Annotated in this window: 10 protein-coding genes; 8 read left to right on the forward strand and 2 right to left on the reverse strand. The window is 60.0% G+C overall.

Translation table 11 applies throughout. The features are described 5' to 3' along the window. Nucleotides 1-66: 66 nt before the first annotated feature. From G5S37_RS26395 to G5S37_RS26410, 4 genes are all read left to right on the forward strand, one after another. A complete protein-coding gene (locus tag G5S37_RS26395) occupies nucleotides 67-2,751 on the forward strand; it encodes a DUF6797 domain-containing protein (RefSeq protein WP_165208260.1) in 2,685 nt (894 codons plus the stop codon). An 8-nt stretch (nucleotides 2,752-2,759) separates the two neighbouring features. Continuing rightward, nucleotides 2,760-3,125 (forward strand): DUF6547 family protein, encoded by a 366-nt coding sequence (locus G5S37_RS26400; protein WP_165208262.1) that lies wholly within the window; start codon nucleotides 2,760-2,762, stop codon nucleotides 3,123-3,125. Nucleotides 3,126-3,287: 162 nt separating this feature from the next. Beyond that, nucleotides 3,288-3,845 carry a hypothetical protein gene (locus G5S37_RS26405; RefSeq protein WP_165208264.1) on the forward strand — a complete coding sequence of 186 codons (558 nt, stop codon included), beginning with the start codon at nucleotides 3,288-3,290 and terminating at the stop codon, nucleotides 3,843-3,845. A gap of 131 nt (nucleotides 3,846-3,976) precedes the next feature. After that, a complete protein-coding gene (locus G5S37_RS26410; protein ID WP_165208266.1) occupies nucleotides 3,977-4,828 on the forward strand; it encodes a serine/threonine-protein kinase in 852 nt (283 codons plus the stop codon). 650 nt (nucleotides 4,829-5,478) lie between these two features. On the opposite strand, the gene G5S37_RS26415 is transcribed toward G5S37_RS26410, so the two are convergent. Both G5S37_RS26415 and G5S37_RS26420 read right to left on the reverse strand, forming a co-directional pair. After that, nucleotides 5,479-6,573 (reverse strand): alpha/beta hydrolase, encoded by a 1,095-nt coding sequence (locus G5S37_RS26415; protein ID WP_206026153.1) that lies wholly within the window; start codon nucleotides 6,571-6,573, stop codon nucleotides 5,479-5,481. Between the two features lie 8 nt (nucleotides 6,574-6,581). Then, on the reverse strand, nucleotides 6,582-9,797 hold the full coding sequence (locus G5S37_RS26420; protein ID WP_165208268.1) for an efflux RND transporter permease subunit: 3,216 nt from the start codon (nucleotides 9,795-9,797) through the stop codon (nucleotides 6,582-6,584). A 115-nt stretch (nucleotides 9,798-9,912) separates the two neighbouring features. Between G5S37_RS26420 and G5S37_RS26425 the strand changes: the two genes are divergently transcribed. Genes G5S37_RS26425 through G5S37_RS26440 form a run of 4 tightly spaced genes read left to right on the forward strand, consistent with a single transcriptional unit; the run spans nucleotide 9,913 to nucleotide 12,762 of the window. Further along, the gene (locus G5S37_RS26425; protein ID WP_165208270.1) at nucleotides 9,913-10,581 is read left to right on the forward strand and encodes a hypothetical protein; all 669 of its coding nucleotides are present in this window, start codon (nucleotides 9,913-9,915) and stop codon (nucleotides 10,579-10,581) included. Beyond that, nucleotides 10,578-10,805 carry a hypothetical protein gene (locus tag G5S37_RS26430; protein ID WP_165208272.1) on the forward strand — a complete coding sequence of 76 codons (228 nt, stop codon included), beginning with the start codon at nucleotides 10,578-10,580 and terminating at the stop codon, nucleotides 10,803-10,805. Before G5S37_RS26425 ends, G5S37_RS26430 begins: the two co-directional genes overlap by 4 nt. A gap of 57 nt (nucleotides 10,806-10,862) precedes the next feature. Next, on the forward strand, nucleotides 10,863-11,537 hold the full coding sequence (rpe, locus tag G5S37_RS26435) for a ribulose-phosphate 3-epimerase (RefSeq protein ID WP_165208274.1): 675 nt from the start codon (nucleotides 10,863-10,865) through the stop codon (nucleotides 11,535-11,537). Between the two features lie 28 nt (nucleotides 11,538-11,565). Further along, entirely contained in the window at nucleotides 11,566-12,762 is a 1,197-nt protein-coding gene (locus G5S37_RS26440; protein WP_165208276.1) for an RsiV family protein, read from the forward strand. Nucleotides 12,763-12,789 lie beyond the last annotated feature (27 nt).

A 12,789-nucleotide genomic window follows, 5' to 3' on the forward strand; every position in this document is an offset into this window, starting at 1 on the left:
TCTGCCACGTCCTTGACAGACCGGGGCGCAAGCGTGTGTTTCTTGTAGCTCCCCGCTGCTCCCGCCATGCTCCGCCCGCTTTCTTTTCTCCTCATCCTCGGACTCGTCGTCTCGTGCCATGCCAAGGACGACAAGAAGACCCTCCCGCCCTCGCCATGGGCCGAATGGGTGGAGCCGAACTTCCCCTTCTTCTCGTCCGTCCTGGATGCGCGTGAGCTGGGTGAAGGCTGGCCGAAGGACAATCTCACACCCCGCGGCCTGGTGCTGAACCTCGGGCACAATCTCTGGGCCTGCTATGACACGGACCTGCTGCGCATGGCGCTCATCTGGCAGGGTGAGGAAGGCCAGCCTCCCGTGACTCCGGTCGCGCTCTCCACGGGCTCCTATGTCGTGGCCGGTCAGAAGACGAAGGACGGCCAGGAGTTCCTGCCCCAGCCCACGGGCAAGCCGTGGATCGCCAATGGCATCTACCCGGGCTGGGTGGTGGGAGAGATTCCGGAATACTCCGACCCACGCTCGCCCACACCTTCACCCGAGGAAGTGGGTCGCGGCCCGCTCAATGCGACGATGGCCAGCTTCAAGGGCGTGACGATGACCAAGGATGGCGTGCTCATCGACTACGAAGTGGGCGGCCGCTCGATTCGCGAGCAGGTCCGCGTGATTGATGCCGATGGCGGCCACGCGGTGCAGCGCGATATTGAAGTCGGAGCCGGAGACAAGTCGCTCGTGTTCCTTCCCGGCACGGCCTTTGGCGGAAGCAAGGCACAGTCTCGTATCTCCGGCACAGAAGGTGGAGCGCTCACCGTGCTGCCTCCCGGGAAAGATGGCGCCTTGCATCCGCAGACCGCGGCGAAGATCGGCAGTGCCACGGCAGCCACGCGTTTCACTGTGCTCCATGGTCTTTCTGAAAAGGCGGCCAAGTCAGCAGCACCAGCACCAGCATCAGAGAAGCATGAGGCTCACCCGGCTGTCTGGCCGCAGAGTGTCACCACCGGTGCCAAGCTCTCCACCGCGCAAGACGCATACGTGTTGGACGAGATTGAGCTTCCCACTACGAACCCGTGGAAGCGCAATGTGCGCCTCGCGGATCTGGCGTTCCTCAATGATCAGGGCGAAGCCGTTGCGGTCGCCTTCGATGGCGATATCTGGCACATCTCCGGGATGAAGGGTGACCTGGAGAAGCTGACGTGGAAGCGCTTTGCCTCCGGCCTGCATGAACCCATGTCCATCGTGGTGCGCAAGAGAGGCGCGGAGAATGAGATCTTCGTCTATGACCGCGATGGTATCTGGAAGCTGCGCGATACCAACAACGATGGCGAGGCGGATGAGTATGAGATGTTCTGCAATCTCTTCTCCCAGACGGCGGAGACGCGTGAGTTCCCCAACAGCATGAAGCTTGGCCCGGACGGCTCGCTGTATATCTCGAAAGGCGGGCAGGAAGGCACCACGTATGGTCGGCACAACGGCACCGTGATCCGCGTGGCTCCGGATGGAAAGACCATCGAGGTCATCGGTTATGGATTGCGCCAGCCATTCATCGGCGTGCATCCCAAGACGGGACTCGTCACCGCGAGCGATCAGCAGGGGAACTATGTGCCCTCCACGCCCATCCAGATCGTGGAGAAGAATCAGTTCTACGGACACGTGCCGACCATCGCGCCGAAGGAGAAGTATCCTGCGCCCATCGCGGATCCACTCGTGTGGATCCCCCACCCTGTGAATCCCAGCGGCGCCACGCAGACCTGGCTCGTGGGCGCGAAGATGGGACCACTCAATGACGAGCTCATCCATGTGGGCTACAACCGCCCGGAGATCTTCCGTGTGCTCATCAATGAACGCTTCTCAAAGCCGCAGGCGACGGTGATGACCTTCAGCCGGGACTTCGACTTCGGTCCGCTCAATGCCGTCGTGAATCCGGCGGATGGCCAGCTTTATGTCATCGGATTCCAGGTGTGGGGCACCACGGCGAAGAAGCTCAGCGGCATTTCCCGCATCCGCTACACCGGCGCACCACGCGTCCTGCTGAAAGAATGCACCCCGATGGACAAGGGCGTGCTGCTGCATTTCACCGAGGCGCTCGATCCGAAGCTGGCCTCGGACCCCGCGAGCTTTTCCGCGGAACGCTGGAACTACAAGCGCACCGCCGAGTACGGCTCACCGCACCTGAAGCTGGATGGCACCACCGGCCAGGAATGGATGGCCGCCAGCAGTGCGTATCTGAGCAAGGATGGGAAGAGTGTGTTCATCGGCATTCCCGACATGAAGGCCGGGGTGAACCAGATGCGCATCGGCTGGGGCCTGCAGAGCAAGGATGGTCACAAGGCGGAGAACACCGCGTATTTCACCCCCTATGAACTGGCCACCTTCGACCCCGTGAAGGAGGGTTTTGATGACATCAAGGTCGACCTCACGCCGCGCAAGGTGGAGGTCGCCGCGATGGCGAAGCCCACCGTGGAGGAAGGCTTGCGCCTCTCAAATATGGTTGGCTGCATGGCCTGCCATAGCATCGACGGCACGACGGTGGGCAAGGTGGGACCGAGTTGGAAGGGCATCTACGGCACCAAGCGTGAACTGGCCAAGAAGGGCACGGCCGTGGCGGATGAAGCCTACATCCGCGAATCCATCCTGAACCCCAGCGCGAAGGTGGTGAAGGGCTTTGAGAAGTTCGATACCGGCATGCCGATCTATGCGGGCATCCTGAATGAGTCGCAGGTGGAGTCGCTGATCTTGTACATCAAGAGTTTGAAGTAGAAACAACCATGGAAAAGCCGGCAGTCTACAAACAGGTCATCGACCATCTCGTTGAAGAGTGCAAAAGCGGCCAGGGGCAGATAGGTCCGGCTCGTGCAAGGCAAGGAGTTTGGAATGCGAACGCAACTGCTGACTTCATTCCTGAACAGCATAAGATCAATGTATTGCTGTCTGAGCTTACAGAGGAACAAAGAGACATTCTCGCGGGAGTGTTGGAACAGCAGTTTTCAGCCGGCGTCTTCGAGAGTCTGAAGGCTCTGGAGATATTCGCCATCAAGCCATTTGAGGATGGATATGAAGGCAGTCCGTACAATGATTTCATCGGCCGACTTACCCTGGATGATTGGGCTTGGCCCGATGAATCCCAGCGATAGAAGAAGACCCGATTTATTTCTGGGATAGACGGCTACGGCTCCGTGCCACTTGCTCCCTGCTGTCGCTCCATAAGCTCGGGAGACATCATCTCGCGGCTGCCTCTTGACGCCGACGGCTTCCGTGCGCTTTTGTGCAGGCAAGGCCCGACTCCACCTTCTCCCATGAGCGCCAAGCCCACGCTACCATCACTCTTCCCCAGCCTCACCACCCTGTACTGGAATGACCGGGCGTTCGGCAGGTGGGCGAAGGCATGCAGTTTTTCACTGGTGGTGGCTGCCGGCATGTACTGGGTGACACGGCCGGTCCCCGGTGCGCTGGTCACCGAGAACACCGCCTTCGACGCCGAAATAGGCAAAATGGTGCCTCCCATTGCCATTGCGGTGGCTGTGGTGGCGTTGGTGCTGCTAATACTGCGGTACCTGACCGTGAAGAAGACTCTCACCCAGGGCACCGCCATCAAGGGACTGGTGGAGGACATCGAGGTCTACTCCCGCGAACAGGACACCGACCGTACCCCAGGCCAAAAGCGGTCCTATGTGCGCACTTATTGGGCCATCCTCGTCTATACCTTTGCGGGAAAGGAAAGGAGGGTCAAACTCAAGCTGCCGAACTCCGGTTTCGTCTTTGGCCTGGCCAAGGGCCAGGAGACTGACCTCATGGTGCTGGAATCCAGGCCGGACAAGCCCTTCATCCGCTCGGTCTATCTGAAACGGTCCTGACCTCAAGGCGGGTTGCCGAGCCGGACACCTCCCGGCCTGAAAGACAGCGCGATGTCCTTGGAGGCAGGCCTTGCCATGCGATATAGTATTGCTGGATCGGAATGTGCTGATCTGGAGGAGAGGTTATCGCCATGCATGCACTGAGCACACGGTATCAAATCCAGGAGGTCATCGGGCATGGTGGCGCAGGCACGGTGTACCGCGCGCTGGACACGCAACTGGACAGGCCGGTAGCCATCAAGAAGCTGCACACGGTGGAGGGCGCAGCTTCGCAGTCGGCCATCATCCAGAATGTGACTGCCAGTTTGCTGCGCGAGGCGAAAACGCTCTCCGCCCTCCAGCACCCGAACATTGTCACCCTGTATGACATGGGCGTGGATGAAGAAGGGCCGTACGTAGTCATGGAGTATCTTGAGGGGCAGACGCTTGAGGAGGCGATCGAGCACGCTCCCTTCCCCATGCGCGAGTTTTCCATGCTGGCGGAGGATGTCCTGAATGGACTGAAGGCGGCGCACACGCGAAACATCCTGCACCGCGACATGAAACCGGCGAACATCAAGCTGGTGTGGCTCTCCACCGGTGAGCTCAAGTTTAAGATTCTCGACTTCGGCCTCGCGAAGTTCTCGGCCATCCCCTCCGTGCAGACCATGGATATCAAAGGTGGCGTACTGGGCTCCATCCACTTCATGGCACCGGAGCAGTTTGAGCGCAGTCCCCTGGATGCGCGCACGGATCTGTATTCCACCGGGTGTGTCTTTTTTCATGCGCTCACGGCACGTTATCCCTTCACCGGAAAAACCGAGCCTCAAGTGATGATGTCTCACATGTACCATCAAGTGGGCCCGCTGGCGGAACTCCGCCCCGACCTGGGCCAGCCCGTGGTGGACTGGGTTCTGAAGTTCATGCAACGCGATCCGAATGATCGACACCAGTCGGCGGCGGAGGCACTGCAAAGCTTGCAGGAGGCGATGGCGGAGGGATGAGATGATCGACGGAGGACTCGTAGCGATCTCCTTGTCGGTCGTGAAGGCCGATGCCAGAATAAAGACCAGTCTCGGCGCTTACCAGTGAGCTTGCGTTTGGAGTGTGGTGTCGTGTTCCGCATGGGCGCATGAACGTCGGGTTAAGAAAGCTGTATGACACCAAAAGTGAAGGAACCAATAACGACAGATCCGGATGCTGTGACGCGCAGCGTCCTTGGACTGCGTGCAGCCCTGCTGCCGCTTTGGAGAGTCCGCAGCCTGCCGCGGCGATGGTGACATGCACTCGTAGGCTAACGTGTCCAAAACAGCTTGGCGACTTCGTCGCGGTGAAGCGTGCAGCAGGCTACACTTGAGGAAAGCGGCAGCAGGGCTGCACGCAGTCCAAGGCCTTCGGCACCACTTCCATATCCTTGACCTGACGTTCATACGCGGCCCTGCGAAGCTACTGCTTGCAAGGCAGCTTCAACTTCGGTCGAATAATTCACGCTACGCGCGTGACTGCGCACCCGTACGGCTGAAGCCGTAACTACATTGATAGCTGTCGCATTTCCGTGGCTGCACCTTAGTCACCATTTCCACATCCCTAACCTGACGCTCATGCCCAGTGCGGGAAACTTGACGCCCCACTCCAAGTGCGCAAAAGCGCATCATCACTTGCTCAACACCCCCGAAATCAACGCATACGCCTTCTCCCTTACCGCATCCGGAAAGTCATGGTCACAATCCGGATGCTCCACGGCAATCCGATCCGCCGCTCCATGCAGCGCATACACACGACGCGCAGACTCGACCACGCGGTCCACGCTCTCCCATTTGAAGTTGGAGTCCTTCAGCGGGGCATTGATGAGCACGTGGCGCGGCGCCAGCGCGGCGAGCAATTCAGGAAAATCGAACGGGATCTCCGCGAGTCTGTTTTGATAGCCCGCCAGCTTGGGCATGTAGCGTGTCTGGCACCAACCCTTCTCCAGTACCCACTTGGTGGCATCGCCGCCGTAGTAGTCGCGATAGGAATCCAGTCCACAGCTAGAAACGACAACCTGGACTCGCGGGTCAAAGACAGCGGTGTAAACGGAATTGTGTCCACCCAGTGAGTGACCGATAGCGGCATACTTCCCATGCTTCACGTAGAGCAACGAGTCGAGCAGATCGAGCGCGCGCATGTTATCCCACACCGCCTTCAGGGTGCCACTCTCCCATCCCAATGCCTTGATGTCCGGCTGATAGTTCGCGAGCAGCGGATAGCTTGGCGAGATGGTGACGAAGCCCCTCTCCGCGAGCTCGCTGGCATACTGCCGGTTCTGCTTGCCTCCGAGCCCCACCACCACTTTGTAGCCGACGGTGTTATCCGTGGGGTGAAGGCAGAGAACTCCGGGCGCTGGCTTCCCTGACAGGGCAGACTTCGGAATGCACAGGTACGCCGGTGTGCGGCTCCCCGGCTCCGAGGCATAGCTGATGAGTCGTCGCACATAGGTCCCGCAGTCCGTTTCCTCCTCCACCCGCACGTCCAGCGGGATGCGTTTCTCATCCCCCGGCAGCTTGCCCATGATGGCCTGCACGCCCTCCAAGATCACCTTGCGCCGGGATTCCCACTCCGCCGGAGTTGTGGCAGCTTTGCCGCCTCCGGGAAGTGCCAACGTATCGAAGGCATCCAGCGTGCGCTGGAACGTTTCACCACGCAGCGCAGGAGCACCACAGAGGGAAATGAGGAGGGTCAGCGCGAAAATCGGGAGAAGAGGAATCCGCATGCGGAATGCTACGCTTCCACACCCGGCAGGTTTTCCTCTTTGGTTCCCGATGACGGTACTATCGTGCCCCACCAGCGGCTGAGGACCTGTCCCACGTCATTCAGTGCCATGTAGCACATGGGCACGAGATAGAGACAGATCACCGTGGCAAAGAGACTGCCGTACCCCATGGCCACAGACACAGGCGTGAGGAATTGCGCATGCGTGCTCTGCGCCCCCTGGCTGAAGAAGAATGGCGCCACCTTCGCGATCCAGGTGCCATCGAAGATGAGCGGCACCAGTCCGAAGAACGTGGTGATTTGTGTGAGAAAGATGGCGCGGAACCTCGCGGCGCCGCCTTCGCGCACAGCGCTGACGACTCCGTCTGTCTGCCTTCGGTGGATGATCTCATCCACCAGCACCAGCGTGTCATTCACGATCACGCCTGACACGGCCAGCATGCCCAGGATGCTCATCTTGCTGACGGGGAAGCCATGGAAGACATGCCCCAGCACCGCCCCCACCACTCCGAAGGGCACGACCACCAGCACCACGAAGGGCAGGAAGTAGCTCTTAAACGGAATGGCTGTGAGACAGTAAAGGCCGAAGAGCACAATGGCGAACATCACCCATGCTGCTTTTGTGCTCTCGCGCTCTGCGCGGGCTTCACCTTCAAAGGTCCACTTCACGTGGGGATGCGGGCGCATGAACTCCTCCAGGTGCTGGCTGATGTCCGCACGCAGGGCCACGAGGTCCACGGACTTCTTATCCACGTCCGCGGTGATGTTCAGCGCGCGCTGGCGGTTCACACGACGGATGGCAGAGAAGCCCTTGCCCACTTTCATTTCAGCCACACGACTGAAAGGAATCTCAAGTCCATCGGTCGTGCGCACGCGCATGGTCTCCAAGGTGGAGAGACTGCGGCGCTCATCCCGCGGATACCGCAGCATGACCTTCAGCTCATTGCGCCCGCGCTGGATGCGCTGCACTTCGCTGCCATAAAAGGCCTGCCGCACCTGGCGAGCGAGATCACTCACGGTGACGCCGAATTGCCGCGCCTCCGGTTTCAAGCGGAGCTGGATTTCATTCCTGCCGGTGTCGAGTGAGTCATTGATGTCAAAGACGCCGGGATACTTGGCCAGCTGATCTTTGATCGCGGATGAGAGTTCCAACAGCTCCGAAGGATTCGTGCCCGTGAGCTGGATGTCGATGGGATCGCCAGAGCGGAAGATCTCCGAACGGAAGCTCACCTCCTCCGCGCCCACGATGGTGCCGATGCGCTTGCGCCATTCATTGGCCATGTCCACCGTGTTCACCTTCATGGTGCGCTCCTCGGGGCCATAGGTCTCGATATTCACCTCCCCGATGTGTGCCTGACCGCCGCTGCTGGAGCTGGACGTCAACCGCGTGGTGCCGGTGGTGGCGATGATGTGGCGAATGACCGGCGTGCCATCCGGACCCACATATTCCTTCCGCATCTGCTCGGCGATCTCATAGATGCGGGCGATGTGGGCATCCGTCACTTCGAAGGGCGTGCCCTCCAGCATGGAGAGACGCGCCTCAATGCGCTCACTGGCGATGCGCGGAAACTCCACATACTGGATGCGCCCGCTGAAGAACATGCCGCATAAAATCGCAAGGCCTCCGAAGCTGCACGCCAGCACGGTGTACCGGTGATCGAGGCAAAACTTGAGAGAGGGCCGGTAGACCCGGTTCACAAAACCCTCCAGCATGCCATCTGCCCAGCGGTGGAGAGGATCGAGCAGGTGGCCGACTTCCTCCAACGGCCGAATCGGGTGCGCCAGGTGCGCGGGCAGGATGATTTTCGTCTCTACCAGCGCGATCAGCATCACCATGATGAAGACAATCGCGATGGGCTTGAACATGCGGCCCATGTCGCTCGAATCAAAGATCATCGGCAGGAACGCCATCACCGTGGTGAGCACGCCGAAGGTGATGGGCACCGCCATGCGCTTGGTGCCTTCGATGGCAGCGGTCATCGGATTCATGCCCTGCCTTCGCAGGGTGTCCACGTGTTCACTGATCACGATGGCGTCATCCACCACGATGCCCAGCACCAGGATGAATCCGAACAAGGTGGAGATATTGATTGTGATGTCGAAGTACGGCATCAACGCAAACGCGCCCAGGAAGGAGACCGGCAGGCCCACCACAATCCAGAAAACGGATTCCAGCCGCAGGAAGAGACCGATGCAAAGCAGCACGAGGATGAGGCTGCTCCTTGCATTATCCAGGAGCAGGTCGATGCGCCCCTTCACGATCTTTGAACGATCATTCCAGTACTCGATGCTCACCCCATCCGGCATGCGGTGGCGGGCATCGTCGATATACTTCTTCACATTGTCCGCGATGGTGATGGCGTTCTGGTTACCCTCGCGCATCACGTTCACCACCACACAGCGCTTCCCATTCAGGCGGGCATAGAGGAGGTTTTCATTGAAGCCGTCCTCGATCTTCGCGATCTCGCCCAGTGTGAGTTTGGATCCATCCGGGCGTGTGAGCACCACTACGTTCGCATAGTCCTCACCCGTATAGGCGCGTCCCTTGGTGCGGATGGAAACGTCCCCCGCCTCTGTGCGCACCACACCGGCAGGCAGGTCGATGGCTGCATTGCGAATCGCCGAACTGATGGACTCCAGCGTGAGGCCGTATTTCCTCAGCGTTTCCTCAGATACCTCGATGGCAATCTCCAGCGGTCGTGAGCCCGCCAGCGTCACGTAGGAAATGCCTGGCTGGGCCGCGAGCTCATCCCGCACCTGCTCGCCGAGACGGCGCAGATCGCGCTCACCCATGTCCGCCGCGATCACCACGGTGATCACCGAGCGCCTTTCATCATCCACCTGGATGACGGGCTTCTCCGCCTCCTCGGGAAACTCGGGGATGGCATCCGTACGAATCTTGATGTCCTCAAGCACCTGCCGGGGATCGCGGCCCTCCTCCACTTCCACGGAAATGTTCGCGCCGCTGGAGGAGGCCAGGGAATTGATGTTCTTGATACCCGCGACCGACTGGATGGCCTCCTCAATCTTGATGACAATCATCTCCTCCACCTCCTCCGGGTCGGAGGCCGGGTAGGGCACGCTGATGCTGACGATGCGCGACGGCACCTCAGGGAACACCTCCAGGGGGATCTTCCCCGCCCAAAGCGTCCACACGCCGGCGACAATCACTGCAATCATCAGCAGATTGGCGGCGACGCTATTGCGGGCGAACCAGGAAATCATGAAATCAGGGAGGCGGAGCACAGACCAAACCCGGGAAATAGGGAGCGGTTTCGCGGGAAGGGGTGGAGGGGATAGTTTGCATGGACGCGCCCCGGCACGCAATGAGATTGAAACTGTGAAACCAATTGCCGGTAAAGGCTCTATTGCGCGATGGAACAATACGGAGCATCCTCCCGGCATGGACACCCAGGAGCAACTGCGCCTCGTGGAGCAGGAGACGGACCTTGCACGAAAGGCCCTGAGACTGGCCATGCTTGTCGCTTCGCTGTTCCGTGAATCTGGTTGCGAGACGGTAGTGGTCGGTGGCTCGGCCATCGAGTTCTACACCAACGGCGACTACATGAGCGGCGATGTGGACATCTGCTTCCTGCTACGTGGCCGCCCGGAACTGCGGGTCGTGGCCGAGCTCATGGGCAAAGTGGGCGCCACCGGAGGGCCGAGGAGCTTCAAGGTGGCGGGCCTGTTCGTAGATATTCTCGGGGAGGTCGAGACCCTGGCGCAGACCCAATTTCGAAAAATCACGGACCCCTCGACCGGACAATATGTGCTCCTTTCCAAACCCGAGGACCTCCTGGCGGAGAGGATGCTGATGGCGCTGTATCCGGCGAGGGATGATGATTCCCTTGCTTGTGCGAGGAAGCTCGTGTCCGCCGGGCTTGCAGGCGGCGTGGAAATAGATTGGCAGGAGGCGATGCGCGTAGCCGCCTTGCCGGAATATCGGGTGGAAAAGGAGTTGGCCGAACTGGTCGAACAGGTGAAAATTGAGTCTACAGAAACGCCATGACTGACGACTCAAAGCCCCCGGTCATCCGGATGAATGAGCCCATCACCCTCGAGGATTGGGAAAAGGGCCGGGAAGCGCGTCGTCTTTCCGGCCTAAAGGTGGCCCCGGCATCCATCCGCCGGAAGGAAAGCTCCTCGGACAAGCGGCTCCGGGCTGCCTTTGGCGGGAAACGGGCTCCGGTGCCGGATCCGCCGGAGGAGACCTGCCCACCCCAAGCAGGCTGAACTGTCAAAACGAGGTGATTGCGATCCCCCGGGTTGTCCGCATACTGGACGGGACTCATGGACTGCCATACGCCCCTTATTCTCCCCTCCCTGCTCGCTGCTGATTTCGCCAATGTCGCCTCTGAGGTGAAACGTGCGGAAGCCGCCGGCGCCAAATGGCTGCACCTCGATGTGATGGACGGGAACTTCGTGGACAACATCTCCTTCGGCCCGGCCATGGTGCAGGCAGTGCGCAAGCACACGGAGATGTTCCTGGACGTGCATCTCATGATCCACCGCCCGGACCACTATCTGGAACGCTTTGTGAAGGCAGGTGCGAACAACATCAGCATCCATGTGGAAGCCGAGTACGACACAGATGTGGAAGCCACCCTCAAGCGCATCCGCCACGCCGGTGTGCAGGCCGGACTGGTGCTGAATCCCGCAACTCCTTTCGAGGCAGCCAAGCCCTACCTTGGCATGATTGACCTGTTGCTCATCATGACCGTGGTGCCCGGCTTCGGCGGCCAGGCCTTCATGGAGGCGGAAGCGATGCCGAAGCTGCTGGAGGCAAAGAAGTACCGCGACAGCCACAACCTGCGCTACCACCTGGAAGTGGACGGCGGCATCTATGTGAACACCGCTCCCATCGCGAAACGTCATGGGGCGAATCTGTTTGTCTGCGGCACCTCAGCTTATGGCCCCGCCGACATGAAGGCTGCCATGGAAGGACTGGCCGCCGCCGTCAGCTAGCCGCCACCACTCACCGCCGCTCACTCCCATGCGACTCGCTCTTCTCCTCTCCCTCCTGCTGACCACTGCCACCACCGGCTTTTCCCAGGAGGGCGAGCCGGAGGACATGTGGCCCGAGGCCTTCAGCCGCCAGTACAAGGGGACCATCGGTGAGAAACTGGCCATCCAGATGCAGCTCGATTGCGAGCCTGCACGGGGGCTGCATGGAGGCAATTATGTTTTTAGCGGGCAGTACTGGTATGAGAGCAAAGGCACACCCATCACCCTCTGGGGAAGCGATGCCGGATGGCACGAGATCAAGCTCGATGAGCAAATCTACGCCGGCACCAAGAAGGGCTACGAGCAGACCGGCTCCTTCAGCGGCAAGCTGAATGACGATGGCACCATCAGCGGCACCTGGACGGATGGTGAAGGCAAGAAGAAGCTGCCCTTCAAGCTGACACCTTTCCCTCCCTCAGGCTCAGCCAAGGTGAAGGTGCACGCCCTGGAGTCCTCCTGGCAGGAGCGGACCGCAAAGGGTCTGTCCAGCCTGGAGCATACCGCGACCATCGTTGAAGTAAGCGGCGTGAAGGGCGCGGAAAAGATCAATCAAACCCTGCGCCAGTCCGCAGTGGAGACCTTCAAGGAAGCCGAAGCTGAGGAAGGGCAGGCTCCGGAAGAGTCCACCAAAAAGAAAAAGCCTGAGAAGCCCAAGCCCGCCACCTTGGAAGACATCAGCAAAGCCATGCTGGCCGAGCGTGATGACGACATGATCGCCAACCATGAGAAGTGGAGCCTGAACTACATCTCCGGCGTGCGTCTGAATGCGAACGGCGTTCTGTGCACCGAGCACGTCACCTCCGACTACATGGGCGGCGCGCATCCCAATAGCGCGACGGAGTTTCACACCTTCAATACAAACACAGGTGCGGAACTCACTCTGGCGACCCTCTTCAAGCCGGAGTTCCTGAAGGCTCTACCGAAGATTGGTGTAGAGAAGCTGCACAAGGCAGAGGGTCTGGCGCCGAATGAAGAAATAGGTCCGGACGCCGGACTCAGCCTTGGAGATGTGGAGTATGAGGAGGGCAAGTTCACCTGGTTCCTCTCGCCGGGGGGATTTGTGGTCCACTTCAATCCCTATGAAGTCTCCTCGTACGCCCGCGGTAATGTGCAGTACACCGTGCCTTGGGTGGAACTGAAACCCTGGCTCACCGAAAAGAGTCCCCTGCACATCTTCGTGCCCTGAGGCCCTGGGAGCGCTGGCTTCCAGCCG

Source organism: Roseimicrobium sp. ORNL1, from assembly GCF_011044495.1.
Taxonomy (GTDB): domain Bacteria; phylum Verrucomicrobiota; class Verrucomicrobiia; order Verrucomicrobiales; family Verrucomicrobiaceae; genus Roseimicrobium.